The 21,374-nt window shown below is 40.0% G+C and carries 19 protein-coding genes; 11 read left to right on the forward strand and 8 right to left on the reverse strand.

All coding sequences use genetic code 11. The features are described from left to right. Window positions 1-201: 201 nt before the first annotated feature. From CGICJO_RS04420 to CGICJO_RS04435, 4 genes are read left to right on the forward strand one after another with little or no spacing between them, the layout of a single operon-like run. Window positions 202-6,861: a GLUG motif-containing protein gene (locus CGICJO_RS04420; protein WP_486499777.1), complete on the forward strand. Its 6,660-nt coding sequence runs from the start codon at window positions 202-204 to the stop codon at window positions 6,859-6,861. Further along, window positions 6,848-7,354, forward strand: a complete 507-nt coding sequence (locus CGICJO_RS04425) for a hypothetical protein (protein WP_486499778.1) — start codon at window positions 6,848-6,850, stop codon at window positions 7,352-7,354. The genes CGICJO_RS04420 and CGICJO_RS04425 overlap by 14 nt, the downstream gene beginning before the upstream one ends. A gap of 33 nt (window positions 7,355-7,387) precedes the next feature. Then, entirely contained in the window at window positions 7,388-8,008 is a 621-nt protein-coding gene (locus tag CGICJO_RS04430) for a hypothetical protein (RefSeq protein WP_486499779.1), read from the forward strand. Window positions 8,009-8,020: 12 nt separating this feature from the next. Further along, entirely contained in the window at window positions 8,021-8,344 is a 324-nt protein-coding gene (locus CGICJO_RS04435; protein ID WP_486499780.1) for a hypothetical protein, read from the forward strand. Between the two features lie 67 nt (window positions 8,345-8,411). On the opposite strand, the gene CGICJO_RS04440 is transcribed toward CGICJO_RS04435, so the two are convergent. Next, entirely contained in the window at window positions 8,412-8,660 is a 249-nt protein-coding gene (locus CGICJO_RS04440; RefSeq protein WP_486499781.1) for a helix-turn-helix domain-containing protein, read from the reverse strand. A gap of 249 nt (window positions 8,661-8,909) precedes the next feature. On the opposite strand from CGICJO_RS04440, the gene CGICJO_RS04445 reads away from it, so the two are divergent. The 3 genes from CGICJO_RS04445 (at window position 8,910) to CGICJO_RS04455 (ending at window position 11,768) form a co-directional block, all read left to right on the forward strand. Next, window positions 8,910-9,500, forward strand: coding sequence for a Crp/Fnr family transcriptional regulator (locus CGICJO_RS04445; RefSeq protein WP_486499992.1), 591 nt, complete (start codon window positions 8,910-8,912; stop codon window positions 9,498-9,500). Window positions 9,501-9,531: 31 nt separating this feature from the next. Further along, window positions 9,532-10,479 (forward strand): hypothetical protein, encoded by a 948-nt coding sequence (locus CGICJO_RS04450; RefSeq protein ID WP_486499782.1) that lies wholly within the window; start codon window positions 9,532-9,534, stop codon window positions 10,477-10,479. Between the two features lie 212 nt (window positions 10,480-10,691). Next, the gene (locus CGICJO_RS04455; protein WP_486499783.1) at window positions 10,692-11,768 is read left to right on the forward strand and encodes a hypothetical protein; all 1,077 of its coding nucleotides are present in this window, start codon (window positions 10,692-10,694) and stop codon (window positions 11,766-11,768) included. A 54-nt stretch (window positions 11,769-11,822) separates the two neighbouring features. Here the strand turns inward: CGICJO_RS04455 and coaBC are convergent, their stop codons facing one another. After that, window positions 11,823-13,019: a bifunctional phosphopantothenoylcysteine decarboxylase/phosphopantothenate--cysteine ligase CoaBC gene (gene coaBC / locus CGICJO_RS04460; RefSeq protein ID WP_486499784.1), complete on the reverse strand. Its 1,197-nt coding sequence runs from the start codon at window positions 13,017-13,019 to the stop codon at window positions 11,823-11,825. Window positions 13,020-13,278: 259 nt separating this feature from the next. On the opposite strand from coaBC, the gene CGICJO_RS04465 reads away from it, so the two are divergent. The 4 genes from CGICJO_RS04465 (at window position 13,279) to ybaK (ending at window position 16,783) form a co-directional block, all read left to right on the forward strand. Beyond that, entirely contained in the window at window positions 13,279-13,944 is a 666-nt protein-coding gene (locus CGICJO_RS04465; protein WP_486499785.1) for an ECF transporter S component, read from the forward strand. A gap of 20 nt (window positions 13,945-13,964) precedes the next feature. After that, a complete protein-coding gene (locus tag CGICJO_RS04470) occupies window positions 13,965-14,735 on the forward strand; it encodes a type III pantothenate kinase (RefSeq protein WP_486499786.1) in 771 nt (256 codons plus the stop codon). 118 nt (window positions 14,736-14,853) lie between these two features. After that, window positions 14,854-16,296, forward strand: coding sequence for a sodium:solute symporter family protein (locus CGICJO_RS04475; protein ID WP_486499787.1), 1,443 nt, complete (start codon window positions 14,854-14,856; stop codon window positions 16,294-16,296). 13 nt (window positions 16,297-16,309) lie between these two features. Next, the gene (gene ybaK, locus CGICJO_RS04480) at window positions 16,310-16,783 is read left to right on the forward strand and encodes a Cys-tRNA(Pro) deacylase (protein ID WP_087376820.1); all 474 of its coding nucleotides are present in this window, start codon (window positions 16,310-16,312) and stop codon (window positions 16,781-16,783) included. Window positions 16,784-16,862: 79 nt separating this feature from the next. On the opposite strand, the gene CGICJO_RS04485 is transcribed toward ybaK, so the two are convergent. The 6 genes from CGICJO_RS04485 to leuD form a co-directional block, all read right to left on the reverse strand. Further along, complete coding sequence (locus tag CGICJO_RS04485) at window positions 16,863-17,189, reverse strand: helix-turn-helix domain-containing protein (RefSeq protein WP_486499788.1); 327 nt, start codon at window positions 17,187-17,189, stop codon at window positions 16,863-16,865. A 426-nt stretch (window positions 17,190-17,615) separates the two neighbouring features. Beyond that, entirely contained in the window at window positions 17,616-18,335 is a 720-nt protein-coding gene (locus tag CGICJO_RS04490; protein ID WP_486499789.1) for an HAD family hydrolase, read from the reverse strand. Between the two features lie 40 nt (window positions 18,336-18,375). Further along, entirely contained in the window at window positions 18,376-19,224 is an 849-nt protein-coding gene (locus CGICJO_RS04495; RefSeq protein ID WP_087376827.1) for a patatin-like phospholipase family protein, read from the reverse strand. A 30-nt stretch (window positions 19,225-19,254) separates the two neighbouring features. Further along, window positions 19,255-19,998 (reverse strand): copper homeostasis protein CutC, encoded by a 744-nt coding sequence (locus CGICJO_RS04500; protein ID WP_486499790.1) that lies wholly within the window; start codon window positions 19,996-19,998, stop codon window positions 19,255-19,257. A 16-nt stretch (window positions 19,999-20,014) separates the two neighbouring features. Beyond that, complete coding sequence (locus tag CGICJO_RS04505) at window positions 20,015-20,635, reverse strand: carbohydrate-binding family 9-like protein (RefSeq protein ID WP_486499791.1); 621 nt, start codon at window positions 20,633-20,635, stop codon at window positions 20,015-20,017. Between the two features lie 241 nt (window positions 20,636-20,876). Further along, on the reverse strand, window positions 20,877-21,359 hold the full coding sequence (leuD, locus tag CGICJO_RS04510) for a 3-isopropylmalate dehydratase small subunit (RefSeq protein ID WP_087376833.1): 483 nt from the start codon (window positions 21,357-21,359) through the stop codon (window positions 20,877-20,879). Window positions 21,360-21,374 lie beyond the last annotated feature (15 nt).

Raw genomic sequence — 21,374 nt, forward strand, 5'->3', positions numbered from 1 at the left:
ACAAAAAACAAAAAAATACAGCCAAACTATACTTTTGGCTAGTTCACATTTCATTTTAAATCTGGTAATATAGAAAATCATATATTGAACATATATCTGTGTTTAATATTGGGAAATTGTTAGCTAAAACTACTAAAGAGAGGAAAGGTTTTAGAAGCATTATTAAAACTATATTATTTTTAGATGGAGATGAATTGAAGAATGAAGAAAAAACTTGTATCGGTTTTGCTTGTGCTCTGCCTTGTTTTCTCGGCAGTGCCCATGGCGGCGCCCACGGCTTCGGCAGGATTGGTTACTAATTTTGTTTGTAACCAGCTGCTTAGCCTTGGACTTAGGACAGCTGCAAAAGCGATAAATGTAACAGGCAATGCAATAGCTTCAGCTTCCGGTGAAGATGCGCAAAAAGTCAAAAAAGCAATTTCCATTGTAAACAGTATCCTTATTGGAGGAAGCGGAACATCAAAAGCCTTGGGAGATATAAAGGAGCTTTGCAAAGATATTCTTGACGAAGTCAACGAGATGCACGAGGATATGAACGAAAGCTTTGCAAGGGTTGAGCAGATGCTGGGACAGCAGGCTGCTGACAATGCAAGAGCGGAGCAGGACAAAAAGTGGGACAGCGATGTTGAAGGCGTTATAAGCGGTTACAACGCAAGTCTTGCCCTTGAGCAGTATCAGGTATATATGAAAGCGGCTATAAACTATGCCGACAATCCCGAGGACGAAACCGCAAAAGCGGACTATGAAAAGGCAAAGAGCGACCTGCTTATGGATTTCAGATATATGTATCCGGGAGAAATCAGCGCAGGCGACCTCAGCGACACAGAAAAGCTAAAAGACATTCTCTTTACCAGCACATCAATCAACGACAAGTTTATAAACATGATAAACGACCTGTCCAGAAATCTTGTAAAGGGTGAAAATTCATCAAACATAACTTTAGCGGAAACCGCCGCAAGGACCGCCTATGAGTATTTTCCTTTCAGCCATCAGCAGTATCAGTATGTTTACGCCGTTATAAACGAACAGCTTATGGAGATATCCCTGTGCCAGATGCTTTATAACGAATATCTGTCCATGCAGGGCGATTATCTTTCAGAAACCTACGGAGAGGACTCATCCGAATTTAAAGGCTACAGCACTATGGTTGAGCAGTTCGAGGACACCATGTCCAATTCCGACACAGGCGTTTGGGCGAGAATAGAAAAAATGCTCAGTTCAGATATGGTTATAAACAATTCTGTTTCCATGAGCCTTGAGGATTACATGAAGCCGGAGGATGCGGTATCCGAAACCCTTACAATATCCGACTACAAAACATCCTACAAAAACTATCATACGCTATATTCAAAATACATCAGTGAAGAGATAAACTTTAACCGTATAATGGCAAACGGAACGGTATACTATATTGTTGACCCTGCTCAGTTTGACAATCCTTTGGTTCTGTCCACCTCCGCCTTGGAAGAAAAGATAGATATTCCCGGATTTGGTGATTATCATGTTTATTCAATGGATCATATGAATCTTAAAAAGGAAATGTCGGACGGAACAAATACATTCAGAGTTTCCGGAAGTGATACCTCCTGTTTTGACAACCTTATTGCCACAAACAGCTTTTCTCTTGCTGGAAGCATACCCGAAAAATATTTAACGGAATACCTGCCAGATAGAAACGACGGTGCTGAGGTATATATAATCACATCAGAGGGAGATAACGATATAGACGCTTTCGCATGGGAAACATGGTATTCAAAATATATTGTTATAGATGCAACGGCGTCTCATACCGGCTCAAGTCTAAACACAGAGGAGATAACTGCGCAAATTCTTCAGCCGGACAGTGGCGGAGACAACAAACGCTATACGGTTATACTTGCCCAGACTTCCGATGTATACAGGAAGAATCTAAGCTTACAGCAGATAGGCAACGGTATTTCTCAATATTACATATCATATCAGGACGAAAACGGAGTGTATTCCAGGCTGGAGCCGGGTTCAAATATCACTTTGAAATCCGGAACCGATTTGGAGATAAACTTTAAACTGGAAGAGGGCTACAGTGTAGCGTCATTGCTTTGCGTAAGGCAGAATGCCCGGAACTCTGAAAGCGTTATTATGGAGGGAGAGGACGATTTTAATGCCCTTACCCAAAACGAGGACGGTTCCTATACAATAAACTACACAATGCCTTATTCGGACTCTGTATTTATACTGACCACTTCCTATGAAGAGGAAAGCGACTGCGTGTACAACGACAACGGCTTCTGCATTGACTGCGGAGGCTACGAGCCTGCTGTTCTCAGCGGTTCTTACTACGAGATAAGCAATGCCGGTCAGCTTTTCTGGATTGCAGATTTAATAAACAACGAAGCTCCGGCTCTTGTAAATGCAAGGCTTATGAACGATATCGACCTTGAAAACAGAGAGTGGATCCCTATTGCAAATTTCAGAGGAATTTTTGACGGACAAGGTCATACAATATCGGGCTTTAACCTGACAAGCTCAGGCGACGATAAGGGTTTCTTTTCAAGCGCAATAGGCAAAATTCAAAACTTTACCCTTGAGGGAACTATGAGTCTTTCCGAAAATGCCTCAAATATCGGCGGAATTGTCGCTCAGTTCTCAGACGGAACTATATCAAACGTCACTTCTTCCGTTAATATTATAGCAGGCGACGGCGTTACACTTGCACATGTGGGCGGTGTTGCTGCATCCTTAAATGACAGCGCTTCCGTTGAAAAGTGTATGTACACAGGAAACATGCAGTTAGGCAACTCATGGGATTGTATCGGCGGTATAGTTGCTATCTCCGAATCTGTATCGGGAATATACAACTGTGCAAATGTCGGAAATATTATATCAAAGAATTCCGGCGCCTATATCGGCGGAATAATGGGATATATAAACTACAGCGGATTTAAAGGTATCTACAACTGCTACAACTACGGAGCAGTAAAAACCTCAGGCAGTGAGGAACACTGCGGAGCTATCGTAGGCTGGGAAAGAACCGATATAACTGTAGACAACTGTTATTATCTTAATTCATCCTGCGCTAATACAGGCGGAGGTACATTGGCGGACGTAGCAGGTTTTACTACCGGAAGAGTTGCCTATAATCTTAACAACGGAGTTACCGACGGAACTCAGGCATGGTATCAGAACGTAGACAACGGTGTAGAGCTTGACAGATATCCGTTAACTGTAAACACAGGAAACAATACTGTTTACAAGGTAAATGTTGACGGCAAAAGCTATTCAAACGATCCTAAGGGAAATGTTCACGACCATGTTTATAACCAAAACGGTTTCTGTACAATATGCGGAGCCTATGAGCCGGCTGTGCTGTCGGGTTCAGCCTATGAAATAAGCAACGCAGGACAGCTTTTCTGGTTTGCGGATATGGTATCCCAAGATATCCATACATATAAAACAGGATTTTTGGTTAAAGATATTGACCTTGAAAACAGAGAATGGATTCCTATCGTTGAATTTTACGGAACCTTTGACGGACAGGGTCATACCATATCAGGATTGAATATAACACGCATATCCGACAATGTGGGCTTGTTCTCAATGGCAGAGGGAGAAATACGCAACCTCGTTATTGAGGGAAATATACAGATTTCAAGTGATGTTTCATATGTAGGCGCAGCAGCCGCACAGTTTACAGCGGGAAGCATAACAAATGTATTTTCTTCAGTAAATATTTCAAATATAGCCAATACCTCAGTTAAGCATGTGGGCGGCGTGGCAGGTGACGTTTCCGGAGAAGTTTCTGTTAAACAATGTGTATACTCCGGAAATATCGACCTTAAAAATTCAACAGACTGTATCGGCGGAGTTGTGGGATATGCCCACGGAAAAGTTACTATTAAAGACTGCGCCAATGTAGGAACTGTTACAAGCGACGCTGACGGAGCATACATAGGCGGTATTTTGGGATATATAAACGACAGCAATTTCGTCGGTATATATAACAGCTATAACTACGGAACTGTAAAATGCGCAGGAAACCAGCAAAACGCAGGAGCTATTGTGGGCTTGGACAGAACGGGCATAACAGTTGATAACTGTTATTACCTCGACACTTCCTGCCAGAACGGCGGAAAAGGAACAAAGGTTGATGAAAAAGCGTTCTCATCAGGACAGGTTGCATATGACTTGAACAAAGGGGTTACAAACGGAACTCAGTATTGGTATCAGAATATAGATAACGGCTTGGAGCCGAATCCATATCCTATTATTTACAAAACATTGAAAAGCTATGTTTATAAGGTAGACCTTGAAAACAAGACTTATTCCAACAGCCCGGACGGTGTTGCGGTTCATATTTATGACGAAAACGGTTTCTGCCCATGCGGACAGTACCAGCCGGCTGAACTTAATGAAAACGGTGTTTACGAGATTTCAAATGCGGGACAGCTTTACTGGCTTGCCGCTCTTGTAAACGGTGACAGAACTCACGCAGAGTTTGATGAGAAAAACACAGCCGCAAGTGCAGTGCTTATGAATAATATTGTTGTAAACGATGTTGACTTGAGCAATATAGACGCTGTTGACACATCAGCTCTCAGAGTATGGACTCCAATAGGAAATTCATACGATAATTTCTACAACGGACAGTTTGACGGACAAAACTATACAATCAGTGGTCTTTACTTCTCAGACACAAATACAGACTATGTAGGTCTTGTAGGCTGTACAAGAAGCTCATCAGGAAAGGTAATGAATGTAGGAGTTGTAAACAGCTACCTCCATGGCAGAAATTATGTGGCAGGAATCATAGGTCAAAACTACAACACAGGCGTATCTGTTTTAAACTGCTACAGCGAAGCCTCAGTTGCAGGCAACAAAAATGTCGGCGGAATTGTGGGCAGAAATTACGGCGGCAATATTACCAACTGCTATAATACAGGCTCTGTAACAGGCGGAAGCTTTGTTGCCGGTATTCAGGGAGAAAATTCCAACACTTCAACAGGAACACTGAGAAACTGCTTCAGCATAGGAGAAATAACAGCAACAGGCGAAAATGCCGGAGCTGTCAGCGGAAACACAAACGGTACAGTTACCAATTCCTATTATCTTGATACAACACTTGCCGACGCAAAAGCCCAGGCAAAAACAGCCGATGAGTTTGCTTCAGGACAGGTTGCATATCTGCTCAACGGCAAGACTTCTGACGGAACACTGGTTTGGTATCAGAATATAGACAACGGCTTGGAGCCTGACATGTATCCTGTTCTTGACAATACACACGGCACAGTATATTACCGTGAGTCAGAGGACAAGTATTCCAATATGCCAAAGGGCGCAGACGCCTTTGACAGAGATGAAAACGGCAATCTTATGATTGAAACCTACAGCGACCTTACTTTGCTTGCTCAGCTGGTTGAAAACGAGTATGAAATCTACGGTTCTGAAAACTATATTCTCACAAACAATATAATTGCAGACAGCCAGTCCCTATGGACAAAGGGAATAGGCTCTGTTGAAAACAACAAGCCATTTAACGGAACCTTTAACGGCAACGGCTACATAATTTTCGGTTTAAATATGAAGCCTGAAAATCAGTACGGCGGACTCTTTGAAATCATCGGAGAGCAGGGAACTGTTACAGAAATTCTTCTTGCTGACTGTGATTATTCCGATAAGAACACAGAATACGCAGGTTCAATTGCCGCAGTAAACAACGGCACAATAGACCACTGCATAAGCGGTGTAAACTTTACCTCAGGATATATTTCAATAGATATAAATAATGACGGAAAGAACGAGTTTATATCACTTGCAGATCTCAATTCAAATATTCAGGGAAAAACTGCCGGCGGTTTTGCGGCTGTAAATAACGGAACAATAACAGGATGCAGAAATTCATCCATTGTAAACGGCAGTGACCTTAACGGAGGCATTGCAGGAAATAATACAGGAAAAATCTACGGATGTGCAAACAACGGTACAATCGGAGCTGCATCCTCAAAGGTTTCCGGCGGACTTGCAGGACAGAACACAGGAACAATAGAGCTTTCTTATAATTCAGCAAAGATAAATTGTTCCGATAAAAAGTCAACAGGTTCTGTTGCAGGTATAAACGGAACAGCGGATTCAGATACAGCTGTTCTCAAAAATCTTTTCTATACATCAATCAACGGAGTGCAGGCGGTTGGAAGCGCATCAGCAGCAAGCATTGACAGCTCTGTTAAGAATATGAACAAGAACGACATGATGAACGACAGCTTCGTTGAAACTCTTAACTCTTTGTCCGATGATACAGTTACATGGCTTAGAAACACTTCTGTAAACAACGGATATCCAACAATCAAGTGTAATTTCCTTAAAAACAGAACTGTTTCCACTGAAATAGGAATAAACGTAAGCGGACTTATGCATCAGGATTTGAATGTAAGCTATGAACTTGCCGACAAAGAGTCAGAAACCTATAAGGAACTGAAAGAAGCAGTTGGAAACAACGATATTACAGCGGTTTACTCCGTATCTCTCACAGATAAAAACGGAAACGGAATACCTTCCGAGCTTTGGAGCCAGGGAGAGGTGGAGGTTACACTTCCTGTAACAGACAAGGATATAAAGATTGTAACTGTTGACGACGACGGAACAGTTGTTACACACAGCGTTGAATCAGCAGGCTCAGGCAAGATAAAATTCAATCTTTCATCTATATCTTCATTTGCGGTTGTTTCAGAGGATACAGAGATTGACGGAAGCGTGGACTATCCTCAGTCATCACCTGTTCAGACAGGTCAGGACACAATAATGGTTGTTGTATTGGCTGTTATTTGTGCCGGTGCATTACTTCTTATAGTTTACTTCAAAAGGAGAAAAGACCTTGAACAGCAATAATAAAAGCAAAAAGCGAGAGCTTATAATTATCATTACAGCTTTTGTGGTTGTTATCGCCATGATTTTGGCAGGTATAATAATATATAACACCTATTTAAAAGAAGATGAAAACAAATCGGAAAATGTGGCGGGACTGATTTCCGATGGCTGGGACACAGGAATTGAAAATTCAGGTTCAGGAGCCGGAAATATTCTTGTTCCCGGTTACAGCGCAGCCGAGATGAATGCAGGTGACACAACCCTTAAATTGAGCATAGGAAATCCAAAAGATAACACCTGCGGATTTTATGCAACTCTTATGCTGGAAGACGGAACAATACTTTATGAATCAGAGCTCCTCAAGCCCGGTTACGGGCTTGAGGAGGTTCCTCTGAGCCAAACCCTTGAAAAAGGAGAGTACGACGCCGTTGTTCTGTATCAGTGTGTAACCGTGGATGAGGAAGAAACCTACATGAACTCGGCGGAGTCTGCCTTTAAACTGTATGTAAATTGATTTACATAAATATAAAACGAAAGGATAGAAACAATGAAAAGAAGTAAAATTGCAGCTTTAATTATGGCATTGGCAGTGCTTGCAGCATCTGCTTTTGCAGTATCTGCTAAGGAACTTACAAACGATAATCCTGACGGCACATCTGAAGTACACGCAAGAATTCAGGGAGACGGCGAGGTTTCATATGTTGTAGAGATTCCTGACAGTGTTGATTTCGGAACACTTACCCAGCCTGAAACAGATACCGACAGCTATACCTATCAGAGCTTCACAGTTACTCTCAAAGAGGTAGCAGGCCTTGAGAGCAACCAGAGAGTAGGCGTGTGGGTAAAGGATCAGAACGCTGTGCTTGGTGAGGATGAACAGTTCTATCTTACACAGCAGGTGGCTGAATCACCTTTTAAGATGACCTATGATGTTTACGGAGAAGAAGTAAACGATGAGAATATTGCGGAGAAAACAGCCATAAACAGCGGCGAAATGGGTGAAAACGGCTACATGTTTGTAATGCTTAAAGACGCAAACGACACACTTAACGCAACACTGGCTCTCAATCAGAAGCAGATTTACGGTCAGAACTTAAATGATTTAGCCGGAGAATACAGTGGCACAATGACTTTCCATACGGAAATTACAGAATCAATTCTTCCATAATAAATGTAAGATATGATTCACAGCAAAGCACACAGGTTAAAACCGCTTTTAATTTTGTTCTTGTTTCTATATATCGTTTACGGAGCATGTGTTGTTTTCGGTGAGGAGCTGAGTTATGAAAACAGCGACGGAACAACAAAGGTTACGGCAAGAATAGAAAAAGACTCTGAACAGCCCACAACGGAAGAAATTCCGGACAGCACCGAAACACCGGATGATAATCCTCCCATCCCAACAGGTGAAAAGCTGGCATTAGGATTTCTTTTTCTGATTATAGCAGCAGGAACAGCGGTTATTATAGTTACATGTAGGGGTACAAGTAACAATAAACAATAAGAAAACGACGATTGTTTTTATTTGAAACAATCGTCGTTTTTATATTATGCAATTATTTAATTGTTTTTTAATTACTGCCAAATACAAGTTCTTCAAGAGTAATGCCTAAAACTTTACATAGATATACAAGCTCGATATCGGTGACAAACCGCTTACCGGCTTCAATCCTTTGAATTGCATTTTTGTCCACGTCAAGCCCGATAAGCTGAAGCTCGTCGGCAAGCTCCCTCTGAGATTTTTTCATGGCCTTGCGGTACTTAGCAACCTGCGTCCCGCAAATATTATTTTTCCCGTCCGTACTTTTGTTAATAAACATATAATCACCCTAATGACATTCAGTGCTTGTCAATGATTTAATTATATGTTATGCTAAAAGAACTGTTGACATTCACTGAATGTTATTATTGTCTTTGTGTGATAATTGCTTTTTTAATGTTATTATGCTTAAAAAATGTTATAAAAATGAAAATAATGCTTAAATTGTTAATCTATGATAACGACAAAAATAAAAATTAAGTGTAAAATTAGGTAAAAATACTTTTAAAAGAGGGGGATTTCTTTGACAATGGTCGATTTTTTTACAGAGACTCTGCATTTAAGTGACAAAAATTTAATCAGTGAGCTTGTAAAAAAGTCTTCAGTTAAGACGGTAAAAAAGGGAGAATATTTGATAAGACAGGGACAGCGGGCGGAGCAAATGTTTTTTCTTGTTGACGGTATATGCCGTGGTTTCTTCGTGGATATAAACGGGAAAGATATTACTGACTGTCTTATATATAAATGCGGTGCTCCTATTATTGCAAGTTCTGATTTTAGTGCGGTTTCCCCCATAGCTATAGAGGCGCTCATTAAATCAACAGTAGTTTGTATTGCTGTTTCAGATTTTAATGCATTGCTTGATTGTTTTTCAGAGGCTAATTTGTTGTATAGAAATTTGCTTCAAAATTCAAATGATTTACACAGATGCTTAAAGATAATGGCTTACCAGTTTACCGCAATGCAAAGATATCACTGGTTTTTAAAAAACTATCCCGGGGTAATTGATAAAATAAGTCATAAATATGTTGCCTCGTACTTAAATATGTCTCCGGTAACTCTCAGCAGACTTATAAACATGTCAGACAGCATAACAGACAATGTAGAACTGTTTTGCTAATATATAAATAATAAAAATAGGAGGTAAATTTATGCAGTTGGATTATGAAAATTTAAAAAAGTATGTCAATACCGTTTTACAGTTAGAAAAAGAAAAAATGGTGCTGGAGAACGCTTACTCAAAAATGGTGAAAAAGAGGGATTCTATGGGTCAGTATGTTCAGTTGCCTGAGCCGCCGAAAAAGAGAAAAATGGAAGAAAAAGTAACTGATGGTAATGGATATATTATCAGCATGGCTTTATCTTTTATAGCTATTTTGGTCGCTTGTGTATATTTTATTATCTGTTTGTTGGATAATTCGAATATAACTATGTTTGTGGTATTTCTTTCAATAGGTATACTTCTTTATCTAATCGGTTTAATTTTTAAATCAGTTGACTATCAAAAAATGCGTGAAAACAATGAAAAGATAGTGAATGAAGATTATGAAAATCGATGTAATCAATACAATAATATTATTTTAGAGGATGCAAGAAGAAGAGACAGAGAACTTGCGCTTATTCCTCAAATGAACAATGATATAAATATTATCGTGGATGAATACAACAAAACAAATGAGCTGTTGAAATCATATTATTCTCTTGATGTTATATATCCGTCTTATCACGGAGATTTTGTAGCTATAGCTATGTTTTCTCAATATCTGAATATGGGGATGTGCTATACCTTGACGGGACATGAGGGCTGCTATACTCTCTATGAACAGCAGAAATTACAGGGAATAATAATAACAAAGCTCAATGTTATAATATCACAGTTAGATGAAATCAGCGGTCAGCTTCGCAGTCTTCAATATTCCTTACTGCAAGCTATTTCCGAAACAAACGAAAAAATAGACAAGCTGACAGTATATGCAAAAGAGCAGGGCAACCTACAGCAACAGCACAATGCCGTTATGGAATATAAAGCCGACTGTATGGAAAGTGAAATGAAATTCCATAACCAGTATGTTATGTTTAGAGATTTGATAAATAAATAATAATTTACCAACATACTAAAATATAAAATATTAAATTTTTATAAAAACAAATACAGATAATACGCTGTAGCTTTATAATATATATTATTTGCTAAAATAAACTTGAAATAATTGGTTTAATGTGGTATATATAATAATAGCTTATATTTTAAATTAAGCTTTACAGTACTAATGTATTGTTGCAAATAAGAAAATATATGAGGTGAGTTTTTATGAAAAAGATAATATGTGTGTTGTTATCTTTAATGATTATGTTATCACTGGCGGGTTGTAAAAACAGTGAAGAAAACACAGAGGAGATGACAACAGCAGAAACTACAGCCGAACCCACAACAGAAGAAATTGATTATGATAATCTGGTTGTTGATGCGTATTCATATGAATATGAAAATGAAGAGGGAGAATTTAAATACAAAATACCAAAGATTAATCTTTCCGGAGATAATTTTTCAAAAATAAATGATGAAATCTATAAGATTTACAGCAGTGATAACGGATATGATGATATTGAAACATATGTTAAAAACGTAGAAAATGGAGAATATCCGATTGTATATGAAATTGATTATAACTGGGGAGTAAAAGATGATGTTTTATCAATTGTTATTGAGCACAGGATAAGTAACAATGGATTGACGTCTTATGATGTTTACAACTTGGATATAAACGATGGTTCCGAGATTTCTAATAGTCAGGTTGTTGCGCTGTCAGGTTTTTCTGTTGATGAATACGATGAAAAGACAAAGCAGGCGGTAGGCTCATATTTTTGGAATAATTTAGCACATGACGGATTTTTTGAAGATGAATTTGGTGTTAAATCCTTTAATGATTCCTTGAAAAGAAGTCTTTCTTCAGAGTATATGGACAGAAGAACACCGTATTTTAATGATAATCAAGAGCTGTGCATTATTGTTGCTTATCGTCCATTGGCTGGTTCTGACACGGATTTTATAAACTTAAATCTTGAAAACTTTGAACTTGTTGCGGACTATGACAAGGAAGCAGAACTGTCATATGTTAACAATACAACGGAGTCTGTTGCTAATACAATGATTTCACAAGATGATGCTTATCAAATTGCATGTGAGTATTGGGACTATCAACCGGGAGATACCGCAGGGGAGGATAACAAAGAGTTAGCAGTTGTATATGATAGTATAAATACGGGTAAGGATGGCAGAGAGTATTATCTTTTTGTATTAAAATGGTATGTAAATGGCTCTTCTTCAGCTGTCGATTATGTATATATTGATATGGAAAACGGTAGTTGTAAAATGTCAATACAATGATTAAAAACCGCTCATAATGATTTAAGTCATTTTGAGCGGTTTTTATATTATAAATTATCTCATCCCCATAATAACATCCAAAATTCTATTTGCTACTTGGTCTTTGGTCATTAGGGGGAGTTCTTCTATATTGTTTTCGGAAATGAGGGTTACTACGTTTGTGTTTCCGCCGAAGCCTGCGCCCTCTACCTTTAAATTATTGGCGGCTATTAAATCTAAGTTTTTCTTTACAAGCTTTTTTCTTGAGTTTTCCACAAGGTCTTTTGTTTCCATTGAGAAGCCGCAGAGGAACTGTCCCGGTCTTTTATGTTCTCCCAGCCATTTTAAGATATCCTTTGTTCTTTCAAGAGGCAATGAAAGGTCGTCATCGTTTTGGGATTTTTTAATTTTATCCTCAGCTACATTTGCAGGTCTGTAGTCTGCAACCGCCGCCGCTTTTATTATTATATCCTGTTTCTTGGAAAGGCTTGTGACGGCGTTGAACATTTCCTCGGCTGAAACAATCTTTACTGTGTCAACATATGCAGGCTCTTTCAGATTTACAGGGCCTGAAACCAAGGTGACATTGGCACCTCTTGCGGAAGCCGCCTTTGCTATGGCGTAGCCCATTGTTCCGGTGGAATGGTTTGTCATGTATCTTACAGGGTCAAGGGCTTCCTGTGTGGGACCTGCGGTTACAAGGAGATTTACTCCGTTCATGTCCTTTTCATGGGAAATTGCGTGGAGAATACTTTCCAGCAAGTCCTCCGGTTCCGGCATTTTTCCTGCCCCAACAGCTCCGCAGGCAAGTCTGCCGCTGGCAGGCTCTATAACTTCCCAGCCGTATTTCTCGAGGATTTTCATATTGTCCTGAGTTACAGGATTTAAATACATTTTTGTGTTCATTGCCGGAGCTACAATTTTCGGACAGTCGCAGGCAAGGACTGTTGTTGTAAGCATATCGTCGGCTATTCCGTGGGCAAGCTTTGCCATTACGTTGGCGGTTGCCGGGGCAATCATAACAAGGTCAGCCATATCTGCCAAAGCTATATGCTCCACCTGAAAGGAATGGTTTCTGTCAAAGGTGTCGGTGACGGTTCTGTTTCCTGTGAGGTGTTCAAAGGTCAGAGGTGAAATAAATTCAGTGGCATTTTTTGTCATGATTACATGGACGTTGCAGTGCTGTTTTACAAGGGCAGAAGCCAAAGCCGCCGCCTTGTAGCAGGCGATGCCTCCGGTAACTCCTAAAAGCACAGTTTTATTTTTGAGCATAAGGAAAACCTCTTTTCGCAGATTGTGTAAATTAACTTTATTTTGTTTCAGTATAACAAATAAAATGATAAAAGTAAATCAAAAGGAATAAAATGACATTATTTCCTTGCAATAACTATTTTAATTGAGTATAATTATTATGCTCGGAAGAAAACCCGGTCGCTGTACCTTTACGGACGGCAGACAAAAGGCGGAATTTTGGGCATACATAAATTTAAGCTGTATCTTCAAAGGAAGAACGGCATTGGAGGTTTTTTAAATGAGTAGTAATGTAAAAACAGCTTCTCCTATGGCAAGGAGAGCCGCTATCCGTGACATGGTGTTGCTTGCACTTTTTGTGGCAATACTTTTGCTTATGACCTTTACGCCTATAGGTCTTATTGACCTTCCGATTATAAAGGCAACAATTCTTCATGTTCCGGTAATTATCGGCGCAATTCTTATGGGACCGAAAAAGGGTGCATTTTTGGGCGCAGTATTCGGCATTGCAAGCCTTATAAAGAATACCATGATTCCAAGCGCCTTGTCTTTCGCATTTTCTCCCTTTATTCCTGTACCGGGAACAGACAGCGGAAGCGTATGGGCGGTTGTAATCTCAATTATCCCCAGAATGCTTATCGGCCCTGCCGCATGGCTTATTTACAAGGGAATTGAAAAAATTACAAGCTCTAAAATAGGTTTCAGAGCAGTGGGAGCAGTAATAGCAGGAGCTTTCGGAGCGATAGTTAATACAGCTTTGGTTATGGGACTTATTTATATCGTGTTCAAGGATGCCTATGCCGCTATGAACGGAATTCCTGTAGACGCAGTTTTGGCTGCAATTCTGGGAATAGTTGCCGCAAACGGAATCCCTGAGGCAATCGCCGCCGCAGTGCTTGTTCCGATTATCGTGCTTCCTTTGCAGAAGTTTTTAAAACAATACTAAAACCGGAGGAGTAGATTTTTATGATGCTGGCTCTTGATGTGGGCAATACAAATACGGTTGTGGGTGGATTTGTTGACGGAGCTTTAAAATTCAGCCTTAGAATGACCAGCGACCGCAATAAAACAGTGGACGAATACGTTTTCCATCTCAGAGGCCTTTTAGAGGAAAAGGGTGTTGACTTTAACATGGTAGAGGGAGGAATAATCTCCAGCGTTGTTCCGGAGCTTCGCTATTCTTTGAGTAAATCCATGGAGATACTCACAGGGAAAAAATTCCTTGTGGTGACAAATAAAATGGATTTGGGAATGGAGATAAAAATGGATATTCCAGCCCAGGTTGGCGCAGACCTTTTGGTTGCCGCAGTTGCCGCCCTTGACATGTGCAAACCGCCCCTTGTTATTTTTGACATGGGAACAGCTACCACAATGTCTGTTATAGACAAGGACGGAAGCTATACCGGAGGAGTTATTATTCCCGGACTTAGACTTTCCATGGACGCTTTGTCAGGCAGAGCCGCACAGCTTCCTTTTATAAACCTTGAAGAACCGCCGGAAAGACTTATCGGTAAAAATACAATCGACTGCATGAAAGCGGGAGCTATCTACAGCAACGCCGCCATGATAGACGGACTTATCGACAGAGCGGAAGAGGAAATGGGAGAAAAGGTGACAGCCGTTGCCACAGGAGGACTTATGGGAATAGTTCTTCCTTTCTGCAAGCATAAAATCTACTACGATGAAAATCTTCTCCTTATGGGACTTTTAAAGCTTTACGAGAAAAATAAACACTGAAAATAAAAGGGACAGCGCAGTATGGTTTGTGCTGTCCCTTTGTGGTTTAAACGGTAGCAGTTTTCTAATATATGTGCTATAATAAAAACACATTATAATTTTGAAAGGATATGATATAGTGACAAGTCTGCAAATCATGTCCCTTATCGGTCTTATACTGTATTTTGGACTTTTGCTTTTTGCGGTTACAAAGGAAAAGAAAAATACAAATGTTTTAGACTACTTTTTTGCAGGAAGAAGTTTGCCATTTTGGGCTTTGTCCATAACATTTATCGCTTCATGGTGGGGAGCAGGTTCGGCTATTTCCACCGCTGACCTTGCCTATGAGGACGGATTGGGTGCGTTTTGGTATTACGGTGTGCCTGTGCTTATTTCCACATTTCTTATGATTATCGGGGCAAAAGCCATAAGGCGTGTGGGATATCTTACCCAGGGACAGATGATGGAGGCGAGGTATTCAAAAGCCACGGCAAAAATGCTTTCCGTAATGATACTCATATTTATGACATTTAATGCGGCGTCCCAGATGGTGGGAATAGGAAATTTTTTCGGCACATATATGGGTATGAACTACGAAGCGGCGGTTTTAACCGGAACTCTCATAGTTTTGATATATTCCATGTTCGGAGGATTTCGAGGGGTTGTTCTCACTGATATTATTCAGTTTGTCCTGCTCTTGGCATCGGCGGTTTGTGTTTTCGTTGTTGCCATGATGAACAGCGGAGGTTTTTCTCAGATTGCTCAAGCGGCAGAGGAAGCCGGAAAAAGCGATTATATGAGTATGGGCGCAGGAACTTCAAAGTATCTGGGATATGTTATAACCTTTGGATGTGCATGGATGATACAGGCCAATGTGTGGCAGAGAATTTCAGCCGCAAGAAGCGACAAGGACGCAAGAAAAATGACGGTTATGAGCTTTTTTGCCTATATTCCCCTTTATTTGATAGTGGTTTTCACAGGAATGGCAGGGCTTGTAATATTTGATAAAATGCCCGAAGGTGGAATTGTCACCTCTTTGGTAACAGGCTATATGCCGCCTGTGTTGGGTGCGCTGGCGTTTGTGGGAATTTCTGCGGCTATAATGTCAACCATGGATTCCCTGATAAATACGGGAGCAATGACACTTTCCATGGACTTGCTTCCGGAAAACCGCAGTGAAAGCCAAAAGCTGAATTTTTCACGTATTGCCACATTGTTGGTGACGGCGGTGGCTTTTGTGATTTCTATTTCAGTGCGTTCCATTTTAGAGGTGTCCTGGATAGCCTCGGACGTAATAACAACCGGAGTTTTCATACCTCTTGTTTTTGGTTTCTTTTGGAAAAGAGGAAACTCAAAGGGAGCTTTGGCTTCAATGGTGGTGGGACTTTTGTTTTCGCTTTACAACCTGATGATATTTTTCGGGGTGAAACTGCCTGTTTTTTGGGAAATGCAGTCCGCTTTGCAGGTATTGGTGGGAACAGGAATTTCCGCCTGTGTTTATGTTATCGTAAGTCTTGCCACAAAGCCTGAAAAAGAAAAGGCCGATAAATTTATTGAAAGAGCAGGACTATTAAAAAAATAAAAAGGTGATAAGAATGGATTACAAAACTAATGTTATGCGCTTGCTGGACAAGCAAAAAATTCCTTATAATCATTACTGCTACGCCGACACCGACGCTTTGAGCGGTGAGGAAGTGGCAAAGGTGTTGGGACAAAACCCGGATATGGTTTTCAAGACACTGGTTACAGTGGGAAAGTCCGGCAAAAACTATGTTTTTATGATACCGGTATGCAGAGAGCTTGACCTGAAAAAGGCGGCTGTTGCAGTTAAGGAAAAGTCAATAGAGATGATAAAGTCAAAGGAGCTTCTGCCCCTTACAGGATATATCCACGGAGGATGTTCTCCAATCGGAATGAAAAAGCGTTTTGTAACTGTGACAGATAAAAGCGCCGAGAATTTCCCATCAATAATTTTCAGCGCCGGCAAAATAGGTTATCAGGTGGAACTGACAATAGAAAACCTGAAAAAAGCCGTAAATCCACAATTTCAAGATGTGTGTGTACAATAAAAATTCAGGTCTTAAAATTTCATAAAATAAAAAACAGGAAATCGCAGTATTAACCACGGTTTCCTGTTTTTTTAATGATTTATTTTTGAGAATATTTTATGAGTGTTTCTATAACAAGATATATTCTTTCTCTGTCATCCTGTGAAAGCTTTTGCATATCTTCGTCGAGAAGAGAGTTTTTAACAACGTACCCTTGTTTTAATACATCTGCAAGAACCATATCGGCTGAAATTTCCAGTGCATTAAGAATGGAAATAAAGGTTTCTAAAGATGGGATTTTCTCGCCACGTTCAACCATACCGATGTAATTTGAACTCAAATCTGTTTTTTCTGCCAAATCTTCCTGACGAAGTTTCTTTTCAATTCGATATTTTTTAATATTTCTACCGATTGTTTCCGGTTCCATTAAATCATCTCCGTCAGATAAGATAAATTTTTTTAATTATATCATGAATAGACTTTAATTTCTACTTGAAATATTGTTAAGATGAACTGAATATTAAAAAATCTGCCTCTATAATGATAGTTCTATAAAAGAAAACCGCCATGGCTAAAAATAACCATGGCGGTAAAATTATAATATTTAAATAAAACCTAACTGAGAGCGAGCAACTCCAAGTCGCTTGACAAAACATCTCGCCCGACCTGTGATAAAGTTAATTTTAAGATAAAACCCATGCAGGTCGGATAAAAAATAAAAGTCTCGCCCGATTGGAGGTATAGAACTAACATAGTTGAGAGCGAGCCACTCGAAGTCTCCCGACAAAACGTCTCGCCCGACAGAAAACGGGAGCTAATTTCAAGATTATCCTATCCCTGTTGGAACAAGAAATCATTGGTTGACGTTGGGCATGTGGTTTATGTGTTTGAGGAATTCCTCCATTGTGCCGTGCATGTATTGGGTGTAGTCCACGTTTTCCTCGTTTTCAAGGAAATCTGTTACAATGTAGACTTTCATGCCAACCTCTTTGGCTGTGACGTCTTCAATTACGTTGTTGCCCAGCATCATGCACTCACGGGGAAATATGCCAACCTTTTCTGCAATCTCACGGAAATATTCAGGGTTTGGCTTGCAGTATGAGCTTTCGTCATAGCTTGTTATGTAGTCGAAATCTGTGACTTTAAGTCCTGCCCATTTGAGCCTTGTTCTTATTGCCTCTATTGGAAAAAGGGGATTTGTGGCAAGAATTACACGGTATCCCTTTCCTTTAAGCTTGTTGATAACCTTTACCTGTATGTCGCTTTCCTCCACAATCTTTTTAATGGAGTCAAATTCGTTTTGATAGTACTCCTTGAAAACAGGTATAAGGTCACGGGCGTATTCTCCCATAATTTCTGTGAAGCTGTTCCAGAAACGCTGTTCGTTTGTCATTTCTCCGTTGTTGTTGACCATAGCACGGGAAGCGTCCCAAACAGCTTTTAAAAGCGTATCCTTGTCATAGCCCAATGGGACAAACTTTTCTGCAAGGGACCGGAAATACTCTTTCATAAATTCATCCTGTTTCATTCTGAGAAGAGTTCCATCCAAATCACATAATACGTTCTTTACCATACAATTTTCCTCTTTCTAATCCTTAAAATGTCCTTAATCATCACTTTGCGAGGTACTTCATAAGTGCCTCATAGCTTTTTTGTGCCTGCTGATAACCTTTATGGTATGCACCCATAAGCTTGTCACGGTTCTTTTCCATCCTGCCTATATTCAGGTTTCCTGCAGGACGTATTACAAAAATATTGCCCAGAGCTTCCTGCTGTTCGATATAGTCAAGTGTTTCGTTGTAAACAATATATCTGTTTTTAATGCTGTCGCTGAGCTTCGGGTATTTCCTGTATTTCAGCTTTGAATAACCGGTAAATTTTGACGGGGATTTTCTGTAGGTTTTGTCACGGGTCAAAATAAGCACGTTTTTAGTGCATCCCATTTTTTCGCTGAACTTTATAGGGATTGAATCCGCAAGACCTCCGTCAAGATATTTTCTTCCGCCGATTTCTACCATTCTTGAAACAAAGGGCAGGGAAGCGGAAGCTCTGATTGCGTCAACGTCTTTAATAAGGTCGTTGATTTTGTAGTATTTCGCTTCGCCGGTTTCGCAGTCGGTTATAACTGAATAAAACTCGGTTGGATTTTTCTTAAAGGTTTCGTTGTCTATTGGGTAGATTTCCAATGGAACTTCTCTGTAGATAAAATCCGCTCCGAAAATATCTCCGGTTCTTATAAGACTGCTGACAGAACAATAATCCTTGTGGTCGAGAAAATCCACAGCGGTGGATAATGCTCTGCCTCTTTGCTTTGCAAGATAACTGCATGCATGGCAGGATCCGGCGGAAACCGCCGAACACATATCAAAATTTATATCTTTATCAAGAAAAAAGTCCAATACTCCGGCGGTGAAAACACCTCTCATTCCACCGCCTTCAAGAACAAGTCCTGTTTTGCTCATATTTCATATGCCTTCTTATCAAAAATTATATTAAAGAGCCTTTAAAAGCTCTGACGCCGCCTTTACCTTTTCAACTGAGGTTTCAAAGATTTCAAATTCGCTGACTCCGGCGGCTCCCATGCTGACGCCTTCTTTTCTGTAGGTCATTCTGCTTTCGAGGGTTACTTTGCCGGACATGTGATAGCTGGTGGCTTTTGTTATGTCGTAAAGAGGTTTTATAACCTCAGCGCTTACGCCGCTTCCAATAAGGATATCCACGTTTTCACTTTTTGAAACTAAATCTTTTAAAAGCTCGGCGCCCTCCATGGCGGAATTTTTCTGACCTGAAGTGAGAATTGTGTTTATGCCCATCTCCTTTGCTTGTTCCAAAGTTTTGTAAGGGTCTTTGGCAACGTCAAAAGCACGGTGCAGGGTAACATCAATTCCCTTGGCTTCCTCCATGAGGTATTTCATTTTTTCCATATCAAGAGTTCCGTCCGGCTTCAAAACGCCGATAACCACGCCGTTTGCGCCTCTTTCACGGAACATTTTTATCTCGTTTTTGATTATTTCAATTTCATAATCATCATAGCAAAAGTCGCCGAAACGAGGTCTTAAAAGCACGTTTACTTTGATAGAACAGTTTTTCATAACCTCATCAAAAAGACAAAGGGAAGGGGAAAGACCTCCGATTACCAGTGCGGAACAAAGTTCAATTCGGTTTGCGCCGCCTTTTTCGGCATTTATTGCGGATTGAACACTGTCTGCGCAGCACTCCAAAACGTAGTTGTTCATAAATTACCTCTCAGAATTATTCAACAATAATTGCCTTTGCAAAATATACCGGAACGTGGAAATTAGGTGTTTCTGTGCCGATTGGTGCAAAGCTTCCGTAATGCTCGATTTCCGGAGTTTCTGAAATCTTGTAGAAATTGCAGTAGAACTGAGAACCTACATCAAGCTTGCCTGCATTGCAGGTTTCCTCAAGGAAGTTTATTGGGAACAAAACTGAAGCAGTCCAGCTTTTTTCATCCTTTGTTACTGTGCAGCCGCACTCTTTGCAGAGTTCTTCGGAGATGAAAGTTCTGCCTTTTCTGCCCTTGCCGTATTTTGCGTACATCTTTGCGTTTGAGTTAAATTCAAAGTTTATATACATAACATCGTTGGAAAGATCTTCGCCCTCTTCTGTGAAAGCCAAGAAAATTTCCATTGCGCTGTCGTCGCATACTCTTTCTCTGTCCTGAGTTTTGAGTGCAAGTGGATTTTCCTCAAAGCAGGTCATTTTTGCAAAAATTCCTTCGCCCGGGATAAAGCCCATTTTACCTACAACCTTTGGGGTGTAAACATTTCTCCACTTGTAGTTGGTGATTTCAAATTCGTTGCACAAATCGATATCAGCTTTGCTCTGAATTTTTTTAATTTTGTATTCCATAGTAAATCCTCCATGCGCAAAATTCACATACTGTTTTTTCTCTTTTGATTTGATAATTATAAACATATAATTAAATTTATTGTACCATAAATAGAAAAAAATTCAACAGCAATTTTTGGATTTTACCCTTGAAATTAGGTTATTATTTACATTTTAAGTTTATTAGATGAAATGAATGGTTTTTAGCTGTTATAAAATTAACTCCCCACGGACATAATGCCGTGAGGAGTTATGTGTTGATTTATTCTGTTATTGATTTTATAAGTCCGCCCTTGCGGATAATGTTCTGAATAAACTCCGGGAATGGCTCTGCCTGATACTTTTTGTTCTTTGTTTCGTTTACAATAACGCCTGTATCATAATCAACGCTTACCATATCGCCGTCTTCAATGTCCTTTGCAGCTTCGTCGCACTCAAGAATCGGAAGTCCGATGTTTATTGAGTTTCTGTAGAAAATACGTGCAAAGGTTGAAGCGATAACGCAGGAAATTCCGCTGGCCTTTATGGCGATTGGTGCGTGCTCTCTTGAGCTTCCGCAGCCAAAGTTCTTATCGGCAACAATTATGTCGCCCTGTTGAACCTTGTTTACAAAATCCTTGTCGATATCCTCCATGCAGTGAGCGGCAAGCTCTTTATGAGATGCTGTGTTCAGATAACGTGCAGGGATAATAACGTCTGTGTCCACGTTGTCGCCGTATTTATGTACTCTGCCTCTTGCGTTCATGTTATTTTTCCTCCT

The organism is Candidatus Limousia pullorum (assembly GCF_057405065.1).